This window comes from Streptomyces sp. NPDC005485 (assembly GCF_040606085.1).
Lineage (GTDB): Bacteria > Actinomycetota > Actinomycetes > Streptomycetales > Streptomycetaceae > Streptomyces.
Genome location: NZ_JBEXDZ010000040.1, coordinates 34,273 through 56,243 on the forward strand (window position 1 = coordinate 34,273; position 21,971 = coordinate 56,243).

At 70.3% G+C, this 21,971-nt stretch carries 17 protein-coding genes; 1 reads left to right on the forward strand and 16 read right to left on the reverse strand.

The window, feature by feature from the left end; genetic code table 11:
• Nucleotides 1–365 precede the first annotated feature (365 nt).
• Nucleotides 366–3,503, forward strand: coding sequence for an isoleucine--tRNA ligase (gene ileS / locus ABZS97_RS16295; protein WP_356138128.1), 3,138 nt, complete (start codon nucleotides 366–368; stop codon nucleotides 3,501–3,503).
• 252 nt (nucleotides 3,504–3,755) lie between these two features.
• On the opposite strand, the gene ABZS97_RS16300 is transcribed toward ileS, so the two are convergent.
• The 16 genes from ABZS97_RS16300 to rsmH all read right to left on the reverse strand — a co-directional run bounded on the left by ABZS97_RS16300 (nucleotide 3,756) and on the right by rsmH (nucleotide 21,654).
• Complete coding sequence (locus tag ABZS97_RS16300; protein ID WP_356138130.1) at nucleotides 3,756–4,946, reverse strand: DivIVA domain-containing protein; 1,191 nt, start codon at nucleotides 4,944–4,946, stop codon at nucleotides 3,756–3,758.
• Between the two features lie 55 nt (nucleotides 4,947–5,001).
• Nucleotides 5,002–5,286 carry a YggT family protein gene (locus ABZS97_RS16305; RefSeq protein WP_356138132.1) on the reverse strand — a complete coding sequence of 95 codons (285 nt, stop codon included), beginning with the start codon at nucleotides 5,284–5,286 and terminating at the stop codon, nucleotides 5,002–5,004.
• Between the two features lie 49 nt (nucleotides 5,287–5,335).
• Complete coding sequence (gene sepF / locus ABZS97_RS16310) at nucleotides 5,336–5,977, reverse strand: cell division protein SepF (RefSeq protein ID WP_356138134.1); 642 nt, start codon at nucleotides 5,975–5,977, stop codon at nucleotides 5,336–5,338.
• A gap of 131 nt (nucleotides 5,978–6,108) precedes the next feature.
• Nucleotides 6,109–6,828 carry a YggS family pyridoxal phosphate-dependent enzyme gene (locus ABZS97_RS16315; protein WP_356138136.1) on the reverse strand — a complete coding sequence of 240 codons (720 nt, stop codon included), beginning with the start codon at nucleotides 6,826–6,828 and terminating at the stop codon, nucleotides 6,109–6,111.
• Nucleotides 6,829–6,834: 6 nt separating this feature from the next.
• Nucleotides 6,835–7,572 (reverse strand): peptidoglycan editing factor PgeF, encoded by a 738-nt coding sequence (gene pgeF / locus ABZS97_RS16320; protein WP_356138138.1) that lies wholly within the window; start codon nucleotides 7,570–7,572, stop codon nucleotides 6,835–6,837.
• Nucleotides 7,569–8,762, reverse strand: a complete 1,194-nt coding sequence (ftsZ, locus tag ABZS97_RS16325) for a cell division protein FtsZ (RefSeq protein ID WP_356138140.1) — start codon at nucleotides 8,760–8,762, stop codon at nucleotides 7,569–7,571. Before ftsZ ends, pgeF begins: the two co-directional genes overlap by 4 nt.
• 275 nt (nucleotides 8,763–9,037) lie before the next feature.
• The gene (locus tag ABZS97_RS16330; protein WP_356138142.1) at nucleotides 9,038–9,823 is read right to left on the reverse strand and encodes an FtsQ-type POTRA domain-containing protein; all 786 of its coding nucleotides are present in this window, start codon (nucleotides 9,821–9,823) and stop codon (nucleotides 9,038–9,040) included.
• A gap of 25 nt (nucleotides 9,824–9,848) precedes the next feature.
• Nucleotides 9,849–10,940 carry an undecaprenyldiphospho-muramoylpentapeptide beta-N-acetylglucosaminyltransferase gene (gene murG, locus ABZS97_RS16335; protein WP_356138144.1) on the reverse strand — a complete coding sequence of 364 codons (1,092 nt, stop codon included), beginning with the start codon at nucleotides 10,938–10,940 and terminating at the stop codon, nucleotides 9,849–9,851.
• Nucleotides 10,941–10,946: 6 nt separating this feature from the next.
• Entirely contained in the window at nucleotides 10,947–12,311 is a 1,365-nt protein-coding gene (gene ftsW, locus ABZS97_RS16340) for a putative lipid II flippase FtsW (RefSeq protein ID WP_356138146.1), read from the reverse strand.
• Between the two features lie 110 nt (nucleotides 12,312–12,421).
• Nucleotides 12,422–13,858, reverse strand: a complete 1,437-nt coding sequence (gene murD, locus ABZS97_RS16345) for a UDP-N-acetylmuramoyl-L-alanine--D-glutamate ligase (protein WP_356138148.1) — start codon at nucleotides 13,856–13,858, stop codon at nucleotides 12,422–12,424.
• Entirely contained in the window at nucleotides 13,840–14,913 is a 1,074-nt protein-coding gene (gene mraY / locus ABZS97_RS16350; RefSeq protein WP_356138150.1) for a phospho-N-acetylmuramoyl-pentapeptide-transferase, read from the reverse strand. The genes murD and mraY overlap by 19 nt, the downstream gene beginning before the upstream one ends.
• A complete protein-coding gene (murF, locus tag ABZS97_RS16355) occupies nucleotides 14,910–16,325 on the reverse strand; it encodes a UDP-N-acetylmuramoyl-tripeptide--D-alanyl-D-alanine ligase (RefSeq protein ID WP_356138152.1) in 1,416 nt (471 codons plus the stop codon). The genes mraY and murF overlap by 4 nt, the downstream gene beginning before the upstream one ends.
• A 4-nt stretch (nucleotides 16,326–16,329) precedes the next feature.
• Nucleotides 16,330–17,850: a UDP-N-acetylmuramoyl-L-alanyl-D-glutamate--2,6-diaminopimelate ligase gene (locus tag ABZS97_RS16360; protein ID WP_356138154.1), complete on the reverse strand. Its 1,521-nt coding sequence runs from the start codon at nucleotides 17,848–17,850 to the stop codon at nucleotides 16,330–16,332.
• Between the two features lie 214 nt (nucleotides 17,851–18,064).
• Entirely contained in the window at nucleotides 18,065–20,026 is a 1,962-nt protein-coding gene (locus ABZS97_RS16365; RefSeq protein ID WP_356138157.1) for a penicillin-binding protein 2, read from the reverse strand.
• 5 nt (nucleotides 20,027–20,031) lie between these two features.
• A complete protein-coding gene (locus ABZS97_RS16370; RefSeq protein ID WP_356138159.1) occupies nucleotides 20,032–20,601 on the reverse strand; it encodes a septum formation initiator family protein in 570 nt (189 codons plus the stop codon).
• Nucleotides 20,602–20,697: 96 nt separating this feature from the next.
• Nucleotides 20,698–21,654 (reverse strand): 16S rRNA (cytosine(1402)-N(4))-methyltransferase RsmH, encoded by a 957-nt coding sequence (gene rsmH, locus ABZS97_RS16375; RefSeq protein WP_356138161.1) that lies wholly within the window; start codon nucleotides 21,652–21,654, stop codon nucleotides 20,698–20,700.
• Nucleotides 21,655–21,971 lie beyond the last annotated feature (317 nt).

Below are 21,971 nucleotides of genomic sequence, written 5' to 3' on the forward strand. Positions count from 1 at the left end.
CGGGCGCGGGCCCCGGAAATCCGGTCGGCCGATGTCTCCGCGGCGCCGTACACTGGGCGGAGCGAAAAGCGTGGATGGGGACGAGTAGCGGCGTACGCAGCCATGAGCGACCCGGGGACGGTGCGAGCCCGGGGGCCGGCGCGACGTGAAGATCACCCCGGAGCCACCGGAAGAAAGCCGCAGCCGGCGAGCAGCGGTGAGTAGACCCGGCATCGCGACCCCAATGAGGGGGCTCACCGGCGCACACCACGCACCGGAGGGCCAAGGAGGGTGGTACCGCGGGAGCGCGCCGCACACGGCGTAGGCAGCATGCAGGCTCTCGTCCCTCCGACGGAAGGCAGAAAGTCCGTTGGAGGAGCTCGCTGATGACAGCGCCGACGTATCGCCAGGTGCCCGCCCAGGTCGACCTGCCCGCGCTCGAGCACGCCGTGCTCGACTTCTGGCACGAGCAGAAGATCTTCGCCAAGAGCCTGGAGCAGTCCGAGGGCCGCCCCGAGTGGGTGTTCTACGAGGGCCCGCCCACCGCCAACGGCATGCCGGGCGCCCACCACATCGAGGCGCGCGTCTTCAAGGACGTCTTCCCGCGCTTTCGCACCATGCGGGGCTACCACGTGGCCCGCAAGGCCGGCTGGGACTGCCACGGCCTCCCGGTGGAGCTCGCGGTGGAGAAGGAGCTCGGCTTCACCGGCAAGCAGGACATCGAGGCGTACGGCGTCGCCGAGTTCAACGACAAGTGCCGCGAGTCCGTGACCCGGCACACCGACGCCTTCGAAGAGCTCACGACCCGCATGGGCTACTGGGCAGACCTGAACGACCCGTACCGCACCATGGACCCCGAGTACATCGAGTCCGTCTGGTGGTCGCTCAAGGAGATCTTCAACAAGGGCCTGCTGGTCCAGGACTACCGCGTGGCCCCCTGGTGCCCCCGCGACGAGACGGGTCTGTCGGACCACGAGCTGGCGCAGGGCTACGAGACGGTCGTCGACCCGTCGGTGTTCGTCCGTTTCCCGCTCACCTCCGGTCCGCTGGCCGGCCGGGCCGCCCTCCTGGTGTGGACGACGACCCCCTGGACGCTGGTCTCCAACACGGCTGTCGCCGCGCACCCCGACGTCACGTACGTCGTCGTGACGAACGGCGAGGAGAACCTCGTCGTCGCGCAGCCGCTCGTCGAGAAGGCGCTCGGCGAGGGCTGGGAGACCACCGGCGAGTCCTTCACGGGCGCCGAGATGGAGCGCTGGACGTATCAACGTCCGTTCGAGCTCGTCGAGTTCCCGGAGCCCGCCCACTACGTGGTCAACGCCGAGTACGTGACGACCGACGACGGTACGGGTCTGGTCCACCAGTCCCCCGCCTTCGGTGAGGACGACCTCAAGGTCTGCCGTGCGTACGGCCTGCCGGTCGTGAACCCCGTCCGCCCCAACGGCACCTTCGAGCAGGACATCCCGCTCGTGGGCGGCGTCTTCTTCAAGAAGGCGGACGAAAAGCTCACCGAAGACCTCCAGAACCGCGGTCTGCTCTTCAAGCACGTCCCGTACGAGCACAGCTACCCGCACTGCTGGCGCTGCCACACCGCGCTCCTCTACTACGCACAGCCGTCCTGGTACATCCGCACCACGGCCGTCAAGGACCGTCTCCTCCAGGAGAACGAGAAGACCAACTGGTTCCCCGAGTCGGTCAAGCACGGCCGCTTCGGCGACTGGCTGAACAACAACATCGACTGGGCACTGTCCCGCAGCCGCTACTGGGGCACCCCGCTCCCCCTGTGGACCTGCGAGGACGGCCACCTCACCTGCGTCGGCTCCCGCGCGGAGCTGACCGAGCTGACCGGCACCGACCAGTCGCAGCTGGACCCGCACCGCCCCTACATCGACGCGGTCACCTTCGCCTGCCCCCAGTGCGAGAAGACGGCCACGCGCGTGCCCGAGGTCATCGACGCCTGGTACGACTCGGGCTCGATGCCTTTCGCGCAGTGGGGCTACCCGCACAAGAACAAGGAACTGTTCGAGTCCCGCTACCCGGCGCAGTTCATCTCCGAGGCCATCGACCAGACGCGCGGCTGGTTCTACACGCTGATGGCGGTCGGCACCCTGGTCTTCGACAAGTCCTCGTACGAGAACGTGGTCTGCCTCGGCCACATCCTCGCCGAGGACGGCCGCAAGATGTCCAAGCACCTGGGCAACACCCTTGAGCCGATCTCGCTGATGGACCGGCACGGCGCCGACGCGGTGCGCTGGTTCATGGCGGCCGGCGGCTCCCCGTGGGCGGCCCGCCGCGTCGGCCACGGCACCATCCAGGAGGTCGTCCGCAAGACGCTCCTCACTTACTGGAACACGGTCGCCTTCCAGGCCCTGTACGCGCGCACGTCCGACTGGGCGCCCAGCGAGGCCGATCCGGCCCCGGCGGACCGCCCGGTCCTGGACCGCTGGCTCCTGTCCGAACTCCACGCCCTCACCGACCAGGTGACGCAGGCACTGGAGTCGTACGACACCCAGCGCGCCGGAAAGCTCCTGTCGGCCTTCGTCGACGACCTGTCCAACTGGTACGTACGCCGTTCCCGTCGCCGCTTCTGGCAGGGCGACAAGGCGGCGCTGCGCACCCTGCACGAGGTCGTCGAGACGGTCACGCGGCTGATGGCCCCGCTGACCCCGTTCATCACCGAGCGGGTCTGGCAGGACCTGATCGTGCCGGTCTCCCCGGGCGCCCCGGAGTCGGTCCACCTGTCCTCCTGGCCGGAGGCGGACCTGTCCGTCATCGACCCGGAGCTGTCGAAGCAGATGGTGCTCGTACGCCGTCTCGTGGAGCTCGGCCGTGCCACGCGCGCGGAGTCGGGCGTCAAGACGCGCCAGCCGCTGTCCCGCGCGCTGATCGCCGCGTCCGGCTTCGACTCCCTCGACCGGGAGCTGCACGCGCAGATCACGGAGGAGTTGAACGTCACAGCGCTGGCCTCGCTGAGCGAGGTCGGCGGCTCGCTGGTCGACACCACGGCCAAGGCGAACTTCCGTGCGCTCGGCAAGCGCTTCGGCAAGGGCGTCCAGGCGGTCGCCAAGGCCGTCGCGAACGCCGACGCGGCGGCGCTGTCCCTCGCCCTGCGCGAGGGCACGGCGTCGGTCGAGGTCGACGGCGAGACGGTCACGCTCGCCCCCGACGAGGTGATCATCACGGAGACCCCGCGCGAGGGCTGGTCGGTGGCGTCCGACTCGGGTGCCACGGTCGCCCTCGACCTGGAGATCACCGAGGAGCTGCGGCAGGCGGGCCTCGCCCGTGACGCGATCCGGCTGATCCAGGAGGCCCGCAAGAACAGCGGCCTCGACGTGGCCGACCGCATCGCCCTGCGCTGGATCGCGACCAACCCGGCGGTCATCGCGGCCCTGTCCGAGCACTCCGGCCTCATCGCCGACGAGGTCCTCGCCACGGACTTCTCCCAGGGCGAGGCCGACGACACCTACGGCGCCCCGTTCACGGACGAGGGCCTCTCCCTGGTGTTCCGCCTCCGCAAGGCGTAACCCCGCCCGGGGCAACCGCCCCCGCTGCCCCACCCCCGCGTCACACCGGGCCGGTGGGGCAGCATTTTTTTCGCCCCCTCCGCCCCTTCCCGTCCCGTCACTCCGGGGCTCCGCCCCTGGACCCCCGCTCCTCAAACGCCGGAGGGGCTGAATTTTCCCGGCAGCCCCAGGGGCACGGGAAAGGGCGGAGCCCCCGGGAATCCGGGGGCTCCGCCCTGAACGCTGCCGACGCCTAAGGCGTACTACAGGCCGTCAGTTGTCGTCCTCGTCGATGAGGAACCCACGCATCGGCGAGGGAGCCTGCTGCATCGGCGACGGGCCCTGCGGCCGTACCGGTGCCATCGGCTGGGTCATCGCGGGCGACATCTGCTGCTGACCACCGTAGGAGGGCGCGGCCGGTGCCGGTGCCCCACCCATGCCCTGGTTGCCGCCGTAGGACGGCGCGCTCGCGCCGGCCGGGGCCATCGAGGGCGCGGAGGACGACGGCAGGGAGGCCGTGGCCGGAGTGCGCGGCGGGGCGAGCGAGTCGTCCGCCTGCGTCTCCAGCTGACGCAGCTGGGACTCCAGGTAGGACTTCAGACGCGTGCGGTACTCGCGCTCGAAGCCGCGCAGGTCCTCGACCTTGCGCTCCAGCGTGGCGCGGGCGGACTCCAGGGAGCCCATCGCGACGCGGTGCTTCTCCTGCGCGTCCCGCTCCAGCGCGTCGGCCTTGGCACGCGCGTCGCGCTCCAGACCCTCGGCGCGGCTGCGGGCCTCGCCGACGATCTTGTTGGCCTCGGAGCGGGCCTCCGCGATCGCCTGGTCGGCGGTCTGCTGAGCCAGCGAGAGGACACGGGCGGCGCTGTCGCCACCGGGGCCCTGCTGCGGCATCTGCGGGCCGTGACCGCCCATGGGGCCACCCATGGGTCCGCCCATCGGGCCACCCATCTGCTGCTGCATCTGCGGCTGCATCTGGCCGGGACCCTGACCCATCGGACCCTGTCCCATGGGGCCTTGGCCCATCGGGCCCTGACCCATCGGACCCTGGCCCATCGGGCCGGGACCCTGCGGGCCGCCCTGGGCGCTGGGGCCGGCGGGAAGCTGCGGCGCACCGCTCGGCAGCTGGGGCGGGCCACCCATGGGGCCGCCCATCTGCTGCTGCGGCGGGCCCGATATCCCGGCGGGCACCGGAGCACCGGGACCGCGCATACCCTGCGGCGGTCCCTGCTGCTGTTGCGGGTCCTGCTGTTCGGGCGGCTTGCGCATGCCCTGCTGCTGGTTCTGGGCAGCGGCGCGCGTGGCCGCGGCCAGCTTGGCGCGCAGGTCCTCGTTCTCGCGGAGCAGGCGGGTCAGTTCGGCTTCGACCTCATCGAGGAAGGCATCGACCTCGTCCTCGTCATAGCCTTCTCGGAGGCGGACGGTCGTGAACTGCTTGTTCCGCACGTCCTCGGGGGTCAACGGCATCTCTTCACCTCAACGTAGTCGTCGGCATCATCGGCGTTCGGCAAGACCGTATCGTTCACAGCCGGCTCACGACGGAGATCAGGATGTAGACGATGATCATCAGTACGAAGAAGGACAGGTCGAGCGCCACGCCCCCGAGACGCAGCGGCGGAATGAACCGCCGCAGAAGCTTGAGCGGTGGATCGGTGACAGTGTAGGTGGCCTCCAGAACGACCACCATCGCCTTGCCGGGTTGCCATGAGCGGGCGAACTGGAAGACGTAGTCCATGACCAGCCGGAAGATCAGCACGATGAGGAAACACATCAGCGCGACGTAGAGCACCTGCGCGAACACGCTCATGATCCGTGCTTCCCTCTCCCCTGTTTCCGTGCTTTTCCGGTCGTGCGTCTCAGCTCTGGTTGAAGAACCCGCCCTCTGCGATGCGAGCCTTGTCCTCCGCCGTGACATCGACGTTAGCAGGCGACAACAGGAACACCTTCTGCGTCACCCGCTCGATGCTGCCGTGCAGGCCGAAGACGAGACCGGCGGCAAAGTCGACAAGTCGCTTCGCATCCGTGTCGTCCATCTCCGTGAGATTCATGATCACGGGGGTGCCCTCACGGAAGTGTTCCCCGATGGTACGGGCCTCGTTGTAGGTCCGAGGGTGAAGTGTGGTGATCCGGTACGGCTCTCGTTCGGACACGACCTTGGGCATGATCACCGGTGCGTTCTTCTCGAGACTCTGACGTTCTTGTGTGATGGACGCCACGGGGGCGATTCGCGCCGGACGCCCGGATTCCGCGGGAAGCGAAGCGGAATGCGAGACCGGGTCACGTTGCACCGGCGGTTGCACCACTCGTACCGATTCGTCCCGTTGGGACTGATGTGCCTGGTGCGACTGGCGAGGCGGCTCGTGCCGCCGGTGGTCGCGCTCGGGTTCGGGGTCGAGCTCGGGCTCGAAGTCGTCGTCGGGGTCGAATCCCCTGCCGTCGTACCCATCGTCCTCCACGAGGCCGAGGTAGACCGCCATCTTGCGCATCGCGCCGGCCATGCTCTGAGTCCTCCGCTCTGTGGTGGATCGGCTGACGACTTGCCAAGTGCCTGCGATCCACGAGGTCGTTTATGCCCGCCTATCAGCGGTAATGACCATATTTTCTGCTGTGGTCCGACTTCTTGGCGACGTTACCCGAGCCTGGGTCGGACTCCGAGTACCGCCGTACCGACGCGCACATGTGTCGCTCCGGCCGCCACGGCCTGTTCGAGGTCCGCACTCATCCCTGCCGAGACCATGTTCGCAGCCGGATGAGCGCGGCGCAGGACAGTCGACAAATCCATCAGCCGCTCGAACGCCGCCTGTTGGCGCCCCGCGTACTCTCCGGTAAGCGGCGCGACGGTCATCAGCCCGTCGAGCCGGAGCCCCGGAGCCCCCGCGACCAGCTCGCCCAACTCCTCGACTCCCCCGGCCCCCACGCCTCCCCGCTCACCCCGGCCGTCGTCCTCCGTGTCCAGCGCGACCTGGATGAGGCAGCCCACCTCGCGCTCGGCCCGCACCGCCTCCTTGGACAGAGCGGTGACGAGCCGGGAACGGTCGACGGACTGCACGAGATCCGCGTAACCGACCACGGAACGCACCTTGTTGGTCTGCAACTGACCGACAAAATGCCACGAGAGCGGCAGATCCGAGCATTCCGCGGCCTTGGGCGCCGCATCCTGGTCCTTGTTCTCGGCGACATGGCGCACACCGAGTTCCGACAGCATCCGCACATCGCTCGCGGGGTAGGTCTTGGTGACCACGATCAGGGTCACCTCTTCACGCCCCCGACCGGCGGCCGCACAGGCCGCCGCGATGCGCTCTTCCACTTTCGCCAGGTTTTCGGCGAGTTGAGCCTTACGGTCCGTCATGCCCCATCAGTCCAGCCAGACATACCCCGCGAGCCGCCCGGTGGTGCGGTCGCGACGGTACGAGAAGTGGTCACCGGATTCGAGCGTGCACACCGGCGACTGCTCCCGGTCGTGCACCCCCAGCCGTTCCAGCTGCGCGTGCACTCCGGCGCTCACGTCGACGGCGGGAGTGCCCCAACTCGTCTCGGCGTACGCCGCCGGTTCCACCGCGGCGACCTCGGCGCGCATCGCGTCCGGCACCTCGTAGCACCGGCCGCAGACGGCGGGTCCGGTACGGGCGACGATCCGGGACGGTTCGGCGCCGAGCTCCACCATCGCCTCGACGGCGGCGGGGACGACCCCGGCGATCATGCCGGGCCGGCCCACGTGAGCGGCGGCCGCGACCCCCGCGACCGGGTCGGCGAGCAGCACCGGCGTGCAGTCCGCGGTCAGCACGGCGAGGGCGAGCCCCCGGCGCGCGGTGACGACCGCGTCGACCGAGGGCACCGGTGACGCTCCCCAGGGTGCGTCGACCACGGCCACCTCCGGCCCGTGCACCTGGTTCATCCACACCACCCGCTGCGGGTCGAGCCCCAGGGACTTCGCGGCCAGTTCACGGTTGGTGCGTACGGAGTCGGGGGCGTCGCCGACCGCTCCGCCGAGGTTGAGCTCCTCGTACGGAACGGCGCTCACCCCGCCCCACCGGTCGGTGAAGGCGAAGTGGGCGCCGCCCGCTGTGTTCGTCGTGAAGCGCTGTCCTATCACTTCAGGAAGTCCGGCACGTCCAGCTCTTCGGCCGCGCTGTCCGAGTAGGACCGGGACGGCGGGACCGGCGGGGAGACCGGCAGTTCGTTCACCGGCTCCGCGGCGGGCTCGGGTGCGGACTCGCGCGGGGTGACGCTGCCGAGCGAGCCGAAGGACGGACGGCTGTCGGAGGACCGTACCGGGGTCGGTTCCTCGCGCTTCGCGGAGGACGAGCCGAGGACGGTGTCCCGCTTGGCCGGCGGCTGGCCGCCGTCGAAGCCGGCGGCGATGACGGTGACGCGCACCTCGTCGCCGAGGGCGTCGTCGATGACCGCACCGAAGATGATGTTGGCCTCGGGGTGCGCGGCCTCGCTCACCAGCTGGGCGGCTTCGTTGATCTCGAACAGACCGAGGTCGGAGCCGCCGGAGATGGAGAGCAGGACGCCGCGGGCGCCGTCGATGGAGGCTTCGAGGAGCGGCGAGGAGATCGCCATCTCCGCGGCCGCCACCGCGCGGTCGTCGCCGCGGGCCGAGCCGATGCCCATCAGGGCCGAACCCGCCTCGGACATGACCGACTTGACGTCGGCGAAGTCCAGGTTGATCAGGCCGGGCGTGGTGATGAGGTCGGTGATGCCCTGGACACCGGAGAGCAGGACCTGGTCCGCCGACTTGAACGCGTCGAGGACCGAGACCTGGCGGTCCGAGATGGACAGCAGCCGGTCGTTGGGGATGACGATGAGGGTGTCGACCTCTTCGCGGAGTTCCGCGATGCCGTCCTCGGCCTGGTTCGCGCGACGGCGGCCCTCGAAGGTGAACGGCCGGGTGACCACACCGATCGTCAGGGCGCCTAGCGTACGGGCGATGTTGGCGACGACGGGTGCGCCGCCGGTGCCGGTGCCGCCGCCTTCGCCGGCCGTCACGAAGACCATGTCGGCCCCCTTGAGGACCTCCTCGATCTCCTCGCGGTGGTCCTCGGCGGCCTTGCGGCCGACGGCCGGGTTGGCTCCGGCGCCGAGTCCGCGGGTGAGTTCGCGGCCGACGTCGAGCTTGACGTCGGCGTCGCTCATCAACAGAGCTTGCGCGTCGGTGTTGATGGCGATGAACTCGACGCCCTTGAGACCGACCTCGATCATCCGGTTGATGGCATTGACACCACCGCCGCCGACACCGATGACTTTGATGACTGCGAGGTAGTTCTGCGGTGCTGCCACGTCGAAGGCCTCTCGCCTCGAGTTACGTGTCGTCGCCTCGCACTCTCGCGATCCGACGACTGATGCCGAATGGGACGGTCCGAACGCCGACCCGAACCCTAACGCTGAAGTTTAGGGTTACCAGTGTGTCTGTTCCTTGGACTCTTCCGAACAGGACACTAAGTCGACAAGTGGCGCACGTTCAACGAACACGCCGAACCTCCCGTTTTTCTTTTCACCCTATGTGATCAGGCGTAGCACTGCCCAACCAGGGTGCTGGCCTGCGCGGATGTGCGTCAACTCCCGGATGACGCAGGGGCGGTGGGAACACTCACGTCGAAGTGCCGGGCCCCGGGAGCGGCTTTCATCAGAGCCGTGAGCGTTCGGCCCTTCAGTCCACCCTTCTCGCCGCTCCCCCACGCGACGGTACGACCGCCCCTCAACTCCAGCGAGATGGCGTCGTACGAACGCACCTTGACGACCCGGGTGTCGCGGGCGACGGCGGCCGGAATGTCGGCGGCCACCCCCACGGCCTCGCGCACCAGACGGCCGACGGGGAAGCGGCGCAGGCCCGCCGACCCGGACACGGTCAATTCCAGAGTGGGTACGCCCTTCGGGGCCTGCGAAACCGTGGCGAATCGCACGCCTTTCGCGTCCACTTCGACGAACTTTGCGCCTTTTTCGACCACCAGAACCGGAGTGCGTTCGGTCACTTTCAGCCCGATTCCATGCGGCCAGGAACGGACGACATCAACCGAGTCAATTCGGGGCAATTTCCGGCGCAGCCGTTGCTCAATGGCATCGGTGTCGACGGAAATCAGCGGAGATCCGACCGGTACGTCGGCCGCTTCCCGCACCTGCTGCGCCGTCAGGACCCGTGCCCCGGAAACGGATACGTGCTTCACGCGCAGCCACTTCGAGCCGTAGAGCAGCCAGGTGGCGCCCGCCCCGAGCAGCACCACCGCGACGAGCACAACGATGAGCGTACGTGGGCGGGGCGGCCACCCGCGACGGGGCGGCCGGGGCGGGCCGGACTCCAGCTTCTGCCGTTCGCCGCGCTCGGCGGTCGTCGGTCCGGCCACGCTCCCTGCCTCTCCTGGTGCGTCCCTAACGGTGCCGCGCGGCGATCGCCTCGTACACCATGCCGACGAGCAGGTCGTCGGCGTCCCGGCGGCCGAACTCGCTGGCGGCGCGGGACATCTCGTACAGCCGGTGCGGGTCGGCGAGCACGGGCAGGACGTTGTTCATGACCCACTGGGTCGTCAGTTCCGCGTCGTCGACGAGCAGTCCGCCGCCGGCCTTGACCACCGGCTGGGCGTTCAACCGCTGTTCGCCGTTGCCGATGGGCAGCGGGACGTAGGCGGCCGGGAGCCCGACGGCGGAGAGTTCGGCGACGGTCATCGCGCCCGCGCGGCAGAGCATCATGTCGGCCGCGGCGTACGCGAGGTCCATCCGGTCCACGTACGGTACCGGGATGTACGGGGGCATCCCCGGCATCTGCTGGACGTGCGGCAGTTCGTTCTTCGGGCCGACCGCGTGCAGGATCTGGATGCCGGCCTGCTGGAGCAGCGGGGCGACCTGCTGGACCACCTCGTTGAGACGCCGGGCGCCCTGCGAACCGCCGGAGACCAGCAGGGTCGGCAGCGCGGGGTCGAGCCCGAAGGCGGCGCGGGCCTCGGGGCGTACGGCGGCCCGGTCGAGGGTGGCGATGGTGCGGCGCAGCGGGATGCCGATGTAGCGGGCGTCGCGCAGCTTGCTGTCCGGGGTGGAGACGGCGACCTTGGCCGCGTAGCGCGAGCCGATCTTGTTGGCGAGGCCGGGCCGTGCGTTGGCCTCGTGGATGATGATCGGCACGCCGAGGCGCTTGGCCGCGAGGTAGCCGGGCAGCGCCACGTAGCCGCCGAAGCCCACGACCGCGTCCGCCTTGGTGCGCTCCAGGATCTGCTCGGCGGCCTTGATCGTGCCGCGCAGCCGCCCGGGGACGGTGATCAGCTCGGGGGTGGGCTTGCGTGGCAGCGGTACGGCGGGGATCAGCGCGAGTTCGTAGCCCCGCTCCGGTACGAGCCGGGTCTCAAGCCCCTTCTCCGTGCCCAGGGCCGTGATCCCCACGCTCGGGTCCTGCCTGCGCAGGGCGTCCGCGAGGGCGAGCGCGGGCTCGATGTGGCCGGCGGTCCCCCCACCGGCGAGTACGACATGCACCGAAATTCACCGCTCTCCGGACGAGCGCGCCGCGGCACGCCGTCGCATCGTGTTCCATCTCCGAGGCCCCGCGGCCCCCGCGGAGCCTCTCACCGCAGCACGCTTTCTACCAAAGCGGGGTTGCCGCATGGCAAGCGCGGCCCGCGCCCCGGGCTCATCGCGTGCGAAGGCGATCAGCAGCCCGACGGCGAACATGGTCGGCAGCAGGGCCGAACCCCCGTAGGAGAACAGCGGGAGCGGGACTCCGGCGATCGGCAGCAGACCGAGTACCGCGCCGATGTTGATCACGGCCTGGGCCGTGATCCACGTGGTCACGCCTCCCGCGGCGTACCTCACGAAGGGGTCCTCCGTGCGTCCGGCCACGCGGATACCCGCATAGCCTAGGGCCGCGAAGAGGGCGAGCACCGACAGCGTCCCCGCCAGGCCCAGTTCCTCCCCGGTGACGGCGAAGATGAAGTCGGTGTGCGCTTCGGGGAGTTGGCCCCATTTCTCCACACTCGCGCCGAGCCCGGAGCCGAAGATCCCGCCGGAGGCGAGGGCGTAGATGCCGTGCACGGCCTGCCAGCAGGAGTTGGCCCCGGTGCCGGGCTCGGTGGCGCCGATGCAGGCGAACCGGGCCATGCGGTTGGGGCTGGTCTTGATGAGGATCACACCGAGGGTGGCGGCGACGGAGAGCACGCCGACGAACAGCCGGGTGGGGGCGCCCGCCAGCCACAGCAGGCCGAACAGGATCGCGGTCAGGATGATCGCGGTGCCCATGTCGCCGCCGAGCATGATGAGCCCGAGCAGCATGAAGGTCACCGGAACGATCGGCACCAGCATGTGCTTCCACTGCGCCAGCAGGTTCTTGTCCTGTTTGCGGGCGAGCAGATCGGCGCCCCACAGCACCAGCGCGAGCTTGCCGAACTCGCTGGGCTGGAGCTGGAAGGGGCCGCCGACGGAGATCCAGTTCTGGTTGCCGTTGACCGCCCGCCCTATCCCCGGCACCTGCACCAGGACCATCAGGAAGACGGATCCGGCGAGCATCGGATAGGCCAGCGCCCGGTGCAGCCGTACGGGCATCCGGGAGGCCGCCAGCAGCAGCGCGCCGCCGATCGCGGCCGCCAGGAACTGTTTGCGGAAGAAATACGACCCCGGCAGCGACATCTGCAGCGCGGTGATCTGCGACGCGGAGTAGACCATCACCAGGCCCAGCACGGTGATCAGCAGGCTGCTGCCGAGGACCAGGTAGTAGGCCGTCAGCGGCCGGTCCCAGGCCTTCTGGGCACGGGTGTAGAGCCGCAGCAGCGGGTTGCCGCGCCGGGAGCGGGCGGCCGGAGGACGGCCGGGGGCGCGCTGGACGGGGGGACGCCCCGTACGGCTACCGGGCATCGACGGCTCCCGTCGTACCGCGGGCGGAAAGCCGCCGCACAAGCACCGACCACGATGGCGTCACGCGTCGCTCCCAAGGGTCCCGGGCGCCCGGCCGGCCGGATCCGCCGTCAGGCGCTCGCGGCGCCGAGTTCGCGAACCGCCTCCGCGAAAGCGTCACCGCGCTTGTTGTAGTTGGTGAACATGTCCATGGACGCACAGGCCGGCGCCAGCAGAACGGTGTCCCCCGGCTCGGAGAGCCGTGCGGCCTCCTGAACGGCCGCGAGCATCGCCCCAGTGTCGGTCCGGTCGAGGTCGACGACCGGTACTTCGGGCGCGTGTCGCGCGAGTGCTTCGCGGATCAGCGCACGGTCGGCGCCGATCAGTACGGCCCCTCGAAGTCGCTTTGCCGACTTGGCGACCAGCTCGTCGAAGGTCGCGCCCTTGGCGAGCCCGCCCGCGATCCACACGATCGACTCGTACGCCGCCAACGAGGCTTCCGCCGCATGGGTGTTGGTGGCCTTGGAGTCGTCGATGTACGCCACACCGTCCACGTCCGCGACGTGCGCGATGCGGTGCGCGTCCGGCCGGAAGGCCCGCAGCCCGTCCCGTACGGCCTGGGGAGGCACCCCGAAGGCGCGTGCGAGGGCCGCCGCCGCAAGGGCGTTGGCGATGTTGTGCGGGGCGGGCGGGTTGACGTCGGAGACGTCGGCGAGCTCCTGGGCGTTCTTCCGCCGGTTCTCGACGAAGGCGCGGTCGACGAGGATGCCGTCCACGACACCGAGTTGGGAGGGTGCCGGCGCCGCGAGGGTGAAGCCGATCGCCCGGCAGCCCTCCTCGACGTCCGCCCCGCGCACCAGCTCCTCGGTGGCCTTGTCGGCCACGTTGTAGACGCAGGCGACCTGATTGCCCTCGTAGATGCGGCCCTTGTCGGCGGCGTACGCCTCCATGGAGCCGTGCCAGTCGAGGTGGTCGGGGGCGAGGTTGAGGACGGCCGCGGAGTGGGCGCGCAGGGACGGCGCCCAGTGCAGCTGGTAGCTGGACAGCTCCACCGCGAGGACGTCGTACGTCTCCTCGCCGAGCACCGCGTCGAGCAGCGAGACGCCGATGTTGCCGACGGCCGCCGTGCGCAGCCCGGCCGCCCTCAGGATCGAGGCGAGCATCTGCACGGTGGTCGTCTTGCCGTTGGTGCCGGTGACGGCGAGCCAGGGGGCCGGCTTTCTGCCGCCCTGGCCGCGCAGCCGCCAGGCCAGCTCCACGTCGCCCCAGACGGGGACGTCCGCCGCGGCGGCCGCGGCGAAAAGCGGCTTGTCCGGCTGCCAGCCGGGCGCGGTCACGATGAGCTCGGTGCCTTCCGGCAGGGTCGCTCCGTCACCGAGGCGCACGGTGACGCCGAGCGCCTCCAGTTCGGCGGCCTGCGTCCGGGAGCGCTCGTCGTCGCCGTCGTTGACGACCGTGACGAGCGCGCCGAGGCCGTGCAGGACCCTGGCCGCCGGGATGCCGGAGACGCCGAGTCCTGCGACGGTGACGTGCTTGCCCTGCCAGTTGGTCACTTGTCGGCTGCCCATCCTGCGTAGAAGAGACCGAGTCCGACGATCACGCACATGCCCTGGATGATCCAGAAGCGGACCACGACAAGGACTTCGGACCACCCCTTCAGTTCGAAGTGGTGCTGAAGTGGGGCCATTCGGAAGACGCGCTTCCCGGTCAGCTTGAAGGAGCCGACCTGGATGACCACCGACATGGTGATGAGGACGAAGAGGCCGCCGAGCAGGGCGACCAGAATCTCCGTGCGCGAGCAGATCGCGAGACCGGCGAGCGCGCCGCCCAGAGCCAGCGAACCGGTGTCACCCATGAAGATCTTGGCCGGCGAGGTGTTCCACCACAGGAAGCCGAAGCAGGCGCCCATCAGCGCGGAGGCGACGACCGCCAGGTCGAGTGGATCCCGTACCTCGTAACAGGCGGAGGGGTTGGTCAGGGTCTGCGCGTTGGCGCAGGACTCCTGGAACTGCCAGACGCCGATGAACGTGTAGGCGCCGAAGACCATCGTGGCGGCACCGGTGGCGAGGCCGTCCAGACCGTCCGTCAGGTTCACGCCGTTCGACATCGCGAGGATCATGAACAGCGCCCAGATCACGAACAGCACCGGGCCGATGCTCCAGCCGAAGTCCTGCACGAAGGAGAGCTTGGTGGAGGCCGGGGTGTTGTTGCGGGCGTCCGCGAACTGCAGCGAGAGCACCGCGAAACCGATGCCGACGATCAGCTGGCCGGCCATCTTCGCCTTGGCCCGCAGACCGAGCGAGCGCCGCTTGACGATCTTGATGTAGTCGTCGAGGAAGCCGACCAGGCCCATGCCCGCCATCAGGCCGAGCACCAGCAGACCCGAGAAGGTCGGCGCGTAACCCGTGATCACCTTGGACGCGAAGTACGCGATGATCGTCGCGAGGATGAAGGCGATACCACCCATGGTCGGCGTGCCGCGCTTGGCGTGGTGCTCGCGCGGGCCGTCGTCGCGGATGTACTGGCCGTAGCCCTTGCGGGCCAGGAACTTGATCAGCAGCGGTGTGCCGATCAGGGTCAGGAAGAGGCCAATGACTCCTGCGAACAGGATCTGCTTCATCATCGGGCGGCAACCTCACCCTCGGCACCGGTTTCGAGCAGCGCCTGTGCGACGCTCTCGAGCCCGACCGACCGGGACGCCTTCACGAGAACGACGTCCCCTGGGCGCAGCTCGCTGCGCAACAGGTCGACAGCCGCCTGTGCGTCGGACACGTGCACCGACTCCTCACCCCACGAACCCTCGTTATATGCGCCCAGTTGCAGCCAGGACGCTTCCCTGCCCCCGACCGCGACGAGCTTGCTGACGTTGAGTCGGACGGCGAGCCGTCCGACCGCGTCGTGCTCGGCGAGCGCCTCGTCCCCGAGCTCGGCCATCTTGCCGAGCACCGCCCAGGTCCGCCGCCCCTTGCCCATCGCCGCGAGCGCGCGCAGGGCGGCTCGCATGGACTCGGGGTTCGCGTTGTAGGCGTCGTTGACGACTGTCACGCCGTCCGGGCGCTCGGTGACCTCCATGCGCCAGCGGGAGAGGGATCCCGCCTCGGAGAGCGCGACGGCGATCTCGTCAGCGGACATGCCCAGCTCATGGGCGACGGCGGCCGCGGCGAGCGCGTTCGACACGTGGTGCTCACCGTACAGGCGCATGGTCACGTCACTGCACCCGGAGGGTGTGTGAAGCCTGAAGGAAGGCTGTCCGCTGTCCGTGAGTCCGACGTTCTCGGCGCGTACGTCCGCTTCGTCGCTCTCGCCGAAAAGGATCACCTTCGCCTTCGTACGGGATGCCATGGCGCGTACGAGGGAATCGTCGGCATTGAGGATCGCGACGCCGCCCTCGTCCGACGGGGGCAGCGCCTCGACGAGTTCACCCTTCGCTTGCGCGATCTGCTCGCGGCCGCCGAACTCCCCGATGTGCGCGGTGCCGACGTTGAGGACGAGGCCGATCCTCGGGGGCGTCAGATCCGCGAGGTAGCGGATGTGGCCGACTCCGCGGGCGCCCATCTCCAGCACGAGGAACTTCGTCTCCTCGGTGGCGCTGAGCGCGGTGAGCGGCAGTCCGATCTCGTTGTTGAGCGAGCCGGGCGTGAAAACAGTGGGCGCCTTGCGGCGCAGCACCTGGGCGATCAGGTCCTTGGTGCTGGTCTTGCCCGCGGAGCCGGTCAGGGCCACGAGGGTCGCGCCGAGCCGCTCGACGACATGGCGCGCGAGGGCGCCGAGTGCCGTCTGCACGTCGTCCACGACGATCGCGGGCACGCCGACGGGGCGCGACGCCAGCACGGCGACCGCCCCCGCGTCGACGACTGCTTGTGCGAAGTCGTGGCCGTCCACGCGCTCGCCGGCGAAGGCGACGAAGAGGCTGCCGGACTCCACCTCACGGGAGTCCCTGACGACGGGTCCGGTGACCTGCAGCGCCGGATCCGGTATGTCGTACGTCTGCCCGCCGACGACTGAGGCGATCTCGGCGAGAGAGAGGGCGATCACAAGTTCATCCCTGGGTCTTCTGGATAGCTTCGCGAAGCACCTGGCGGTCGTCGAAGGGACGCACCACCCCGGCGATGTCCTGCCCCTGCTCGTGGCCCTTGCCGGCGACCAGCACGGTGTCACCGGGCTGTGCGCGGGCGACGGCGGCCGCGATGGCGGCGGCCCGGTCCTCGAAGACCTGGACCTCGCCGCGCTCGTGCGCCGGCACCTCGGCGGCGCCCGCGAGCATCGTGGCGAGGATCGCGAGGGGGTCCTCGGAGCGGGGGTTGTCCGATGTCAGTACGGCGGTGTCGGCGAGGCGCGCCACGGCGGCGCCCATCGGCTTCCGCTTGGTGGTGTCGCGGTCGCCGCCGCAGCCCAGCACGACGTGCAGCCGGCCCTCGGTGACCTTGCGCAGGGCGCGCAGGACCGATTCGACGGCGTCCGTCTTGTGGGCGTAGTCGACCACCGCGAGGTAGGGCTGTCCGGCGTCCACGCGCTCCAGGCGGCCCGGCACGCCCGGCACGGCGGCGATGCCGTCGGCGGCGGCCTGCGGGTCGAGCCCGGCCTCCGCGAGGGCCACGAGCGCGGCGAGCGTGTTGGCGACGTTGAAGGGGCCCGCGAGCGGCGAGCGGGCCGTGATCCGCTGCCCCTTGGGGCCGATCGCGGTGAACGTCGAGTCCATGGGGCCGACTTCGACGTCCTCGGCGCGCCAGTCGGCGTCCGGATGGCCCTCGGCGGAGAAGGTGACGACGGGGACGCCGGCCTCCTTGCTGAGCCTGCGCCCGTACTCGTCGTCGACGTTGACGACGCCGAGTCTGCTGCGCTGCGGTGTGAACAGCTGAGCCTTGGCCCGGAAGTAGTCCTCCATGTCGGAGTGGAACTCCATGTGCTCCGGGCTGAGGTTGCTGAAGACGGCGATGTCGAAGACGCAGCCGTCGACGCGGCCGAGGACCAGCGCATGGCTGGAGACCTCCATGGCGACCGCCTCCACCCCGCGCTCGCGCATGACCGCGAACAGGGCCTGGAGGTCGGTGGCTTCGGGGGTGGTGCGCTCGGACTTGATGCGCTCGTCGCCGATGCGCGTCTCCACCGTGCCGATGAGACCGGTGGAGCGGGCCGTCTTGAGACCGCCTTCGACGAGGTACGCCGTCGTGGTCTTGCCGGATGTGCCGGTGATGCCGATCTGGAGGAGGTCACGCCCTGGGTGGCCGTAGATGGTGGCCGCCAGTTCGCCCATCCGCCCGCGCGGGTCGTCGACCACGAGGACGGGCAGACCGGTGGCGGCGGCGCGCTCGGCGCCGGTCGGGTCGGTCAGCACGGCGACGGCGCCGAGGCCGGCGGCCTGCGTCACGAAGTCGGCCCCGTGCAGACGGGCGCCGGGCAGGGCGGCGTACACGTCGCCGGGGCGTACGGCGCGGGAGTCGTGGGTGATGCCCGTGACTCCGGCGGCGCTCCCCGGTTCGGCGACCTCCAGCTGATCGGCGAGTTCCGCGAGGGGTGTGGCGGAGACGTGAACCGGTCGAGGCGACCCCGGATATGTCACAGGAACGCCCTTCTGGGTGGTTTGGGACTGATCAGGGTGTGGCACGGCGGTGAGCGTACCGGGCGCACCCCCGCCGGAGCGAAGCGAGGGGCTGGGCGAGCCATGGTTCCCGGAGTCGGGAGTGATCGTTGTCACGGGCTGGTTCCTGGTCGGTGTTCCGGGTGGTAAGGGCATTTCCGGGCGGTGCCGATCGGGCCGTGGGGCGGCGGTTGGATCAGGGCGTGAAGTCGACGGGCAGTCTGGCGGGCTGCGCGCCGGTGGGCGGCACCTGGAGGGTCTTCAGGGCGAACTCCATGACCTGCTTGTAGATCGGGCCGCAGATCTGGCCGCCGAAGTAGTTGCCCTTGGTGGCGTTCTGGATCGCGCAGTAGACGGTGATCCGCGGCTTGTCCGCGGGCGCGAATCCGGCGAACGACGAGGTGTAGCCGTGGTACTTGCCGGTGGCCGGATCCACGCGGTTGGCCGTACCCGTCTTGCCCGCGACCCGGTAGCCGGGGATGCGCGCCTTGGCGCCGGTGCCCTCCTCGTCGTCCACCACGGACTCCAGCATCTGGGCGAGGTTCTTCGCCGTCTTCTCGCTCACGACCCTTGTCTTCTTGGGCTTCGCGGCCGGGGTGAAGCGTCCGTCGGGCCCCTTCGTGCCGCGCACGAGGGTGGGCTCGATCCGTACGCCGCCGTTGGCGATGGTCGAGTAGACGGACGCCGCCTGCATCGCGTTGATCGACACGCCCTGGCCGAAAGGAATCGTGTACTGCTGCGAGGTGGACCACTTGCCGGGGGGCGCGAGGATGCCCGAGGTCTCGCCCGGGAAGCCGAGCCCGGTGGCGCTGCCGATGCCGAACTTGCGCAGGTAGGAGTAGAGGACCTGGTTCGCCTGCCGCTGCGTCTTGCCGAGCTGGCCGGCCGCCAGGATGGTGCCGATGTTGCTGGACTTGGCGAGGACGCCGTTGAGCGTCAGGTTCCAGGTCTTGTGGTCGATGTCGTCCTGGAAGAGGCGGTCGCCGCGGTGCAGCCGGTTGGGCACGACCACGTGCGTGGCGGGCGTGGCGACGTTCTCCTCCAGTACGGCGGCCATCGACATGACCTTGGCGGTGGAGCCGGGCTCGAAGGCGTCCTGGAGGGCGGCGTTGCCCATGGCGGCCGAGTTGGCCTGGGAGAGGTCGTTCGGGTCGAAGCCGGGCGAGTTGGCCATGGCGAGGATCTGGCCTGTCCGGGTGTCCTGCACTATCACGTACCCGCGGTCCGCCTTGGACTTCTTCACCTGGTCGGTGATGGCGTTCTGTGCGGCCCACTGGATGTCGCGGTCGATGGTCAGCTCGACGTCGGAGCCGGCCACGGCGGGTGTCTCGGTGGAGCCCGCGGTCGGCACCTGGCGGCCGCCGGACTGGGCGTAGCGGATCTTGCCGTCCTTGCCGGAGAGCACCTTCTCCAGCTGCTGCTCGACCCCGCCGCCGCCCTTGCCGTCGGCGTTGACCCAGCCCAGTATCCCGGCGGCGAGGTCGCTGTTGGGGTACACGCGCTTGGTGGTGGGCTCGGAGAAGACGCCCGCGAGGACGTTGACGGTGGTCTTGTCCGTGCCCGCCTTCGCGGTGAGCGCGCTCTTCAGGTCCTTGATCTGGTTCCAGACCTGCGGGGTCAGGCGCCGGGCGAGCCGGACGTACTGCGTGTGCTTCGTCCGGAGCTTCCTGGCGACCGTGTCCGCGTCCTGGCCGAGGATCGGGGCGAGCAGCGCCGCGGCCTGCTCGGGGGCGTCCGACGTCTTGGTGGCCTTGGCCGTGAACATCGTGGGGTCGGCCGTGATGTCGTACGCGTCCACGCTGGTCGCGAGTTCGACGCCGTCGCGGTCCGTGATGCCGCCGCGCTCGGCGGCCAGGGTGCGGCCGACGTACCGGTTCTGCTGGGCCTTGGCGGCATAGGTGCTCGCGTCCACGGCCTGCACCTGGAGCAGCCGTACGACGAAGGCGACCATCACCAGGGCGAGCGCGAGGCCGACCATGCGCAGCCGCGGCCGGGGGCTGCCCAGCCGCAGGACGGTCGGGCCGGCCTGGCGGGGCGGGGCGGGGCGGCGTACGGGTCGGGCGGGGCGGGCACCGGGGCCCGGGCGCCGCTGGCTCCCGGGACGTACGGGCCTGGCGGGGCCGGGCACACGGCGGCGCGGCGGTTCCCTGTCGGACACTTCCGTCACCTGCCGGGGGTCGGGGAGGGCTGCGTGGGCGGGGCGGTGGTGGCCTGCGGGACGAAGCCGCTGTCCACCGGGCTCGACGTCGTCGGTGTCGCGGTCGGCGTAGGCGTCGGGGTCGGGGTCGGGGTCGGGGTGGGCGTCGCGGTCGGTGCGGTGGCGATGGCCTCGGGCGGGCGCACGAGCGGGATACGGACCGAGGTCTGCCGGGCGGCCGCTCCGGGCACGCCCTTGACGGTGCCGTCCGGGTCGAGGAAGGCCGGGTCGCCGCCCGGGATCATGCCCAGCTCGCGGGCGCGGCGCTGGAGGGCGTCGGGCGCGGAGTAGGCGTCCACGTCCCGCTGGAGCTGCTGCTCCTCGTCGGTGAGGCTCTTGGTGTTCTTCTGGAGGTCGTCCAGGCGGAACGCGCCTTCGCTCAGTGCGGAGTTCAGCACCAGGAGACCGATGAGCCCGCCGCCGAGCAGCAGCACGACGAGCAGGACGAAGGGGGTGCGGGCGGCCTGACCCGCGCCCGCGGGAAGCAGGCGGGCGAGACGGGCGGCCCTGCCCCTCAGTTCGGGTCTGCTACTCACACGCCCTCCCCGCGAGTCCGGGCTTCCGACCGAGTTTGGATTTCCGACGCACTCGCGCTCCCCTTCGTGTGCCTCACCCGGCCCCCTTCTCGTGCGTCACTCGGCGTCCTCGCGGATGCGCTGCGCCGCCCGCAGCCGCGCGGGAGCCGCCCGGCGGTTCTCGGCGACCTCTTCCTCTGTGGGAAGTTCGGCACCGCGCGTCAGCAGCTTGAGCCGGGGCTGGTAGCGCTCGGGCACGACCGGCAGACCGGGCGGCGCGGTGTTGGCGGCGCCTGCCGCGAACACCTGCTTGACCAGCCGGTCCTCCAGGGAGTGGTACGACAGCACGGCGATCCGGCCGCCGACGGCGAGCGCCTTCACGGCCGCGGGGACCGCCGCCTCCAGGACGCTCAGTTCGCCGTTGACCTCGATGCGCAGCGCCTGGAAGGTGCGCTTGGCGGGGTTGCCGCCGGTGCGCTTGGCGGCCTGCGGCAAGGAGTCGCGGATCAGTTCGACGAGCCGCGCGCTGTTGCTGAAGGGCTCCTTCTCGCGCTCGCGCACGACGGCGGAGACGATCCGCTTGGCCTGCTTCTCCTCGCCGTACGCCCGCAGGATCCGCACCAGTTCGCCCGGCGGGTAGGTGTTGAGCACCTCGGCCGCGCTGATGCCGGTCGTCTGGTCCATGCGCATGTCGAGCGGGGCGTCCTGCGCGTAGGCGAACCCGCGGTCGGCCTCGTCGAGTTGCATGGAGGAGACGCCGAGGTCGAACAGGATGCCCTCGACGCGCGGGATGCCCAGGCGGTCGAGTACGTCGGGGAGTTCGTCGTAGACCGCGTGGACGAGCGTGGCGCGGTCGCCGTAGGGGGCGAGCCGCTCGCCGGAGAGGCGCAGCGCCTCCTTGTCCCGGTCGAGGGCGACGAGGCGGGCCTCGGGGAACCGGGCGAGCAGCGCCTCACTGTGGCCGCCGAGGCCGAGGGTGCAGTCGACGACCACGGCTCCCGGGCGCTCCAGCGCGGGCGCCAGCATGTCCAGGCACCGCTGGAGCATCACCGGAACATGTCGACTCTGGCTCAAGGGGCCCTCTCAGGTCCGGCACGGCCCACGTACCGCCGGGTCCCCGCCCGCTCGTGAAGGGGAGGCCCGCCGGCGCCGGGTGAGTGGCGTCAGCCGACCGGAGCGGGAGGAGGCCGAGCCGTACGTACGCGCCGCGCACGCGGGGAGACGCCGGAAAATCGCCGGGCCTCCGGGGAACAACAGTCCAGCAGGGAGGGCCTCGCCTCCCGCTTCGCGTCACTTTAGTCCACGGTGTCTCGCGGTCAATCAACCGGCATGCGCGTCGCGGGCGGTCCTCGGTGAAACACCGACGAAGCCGCGAACAGGGCGAAACAACC

Excerpts from the sequence above, each read along its gene's own strand:
- ABZS97_RS16305 (WP_356138132.1), bottom strand. The coding sequence starts at position 5,286 with ATGAGCGTGTTCGCGCAGGTGCTCTACGTCGCGCTGATGTGTTTCCTC.
- ftsW (WP_356138146.1), bottom strand. The coding sequence starts at position 12,311 with ATGCCCGGTAGCCGTACGGGGCGTCCCCCCGTCCAGCGCGCCCCCGGC.
- sepF (WP_356138134.1), bottom strand. The coding sequence starts at position 5,977 with ATGGCCGGCGCGATGCGCAAGATGGCGGTCTACCTCGGCCTCGTGGAG.
- ileS (WP_356138128.1), top strand. The coding sequence starts at position 366 with ATGACAGCGCCGACGTATCGCCAGGTGCCCGCCCAGGTCGACCTGCCC.
- ABZS97_RS16300 (WP_356138130.1), bottom strand. The coding sequence starts at position 4,946 with ATGCCGTTGACCCCCGAGGACGTGCGGAACAAGCAGTTCACGACCGTC.
- ABZS97_RS16315 (WP_356138136.1), bottom strand. The coding sequence starts at position 6,828 with ATGACGGACCGTAAGGCTCAACTCGCCGAAAACCTGGCGAAAGTGGAA.
- murD (WP_356138148.1), bottom strand. The coding sequence starts at position 13,858 with ATGGGCAGCCGACAAGTGACCAACTGGCAGGGCAAGCACGTCACCGTC.
- mraY (WP_356138150.1), bottom strand. The coding sequence starts at position 14,913 with ATGATGAAGCAGATCCTGTTCGCAGGAGTCATTGGCCTCTTCCTGACC.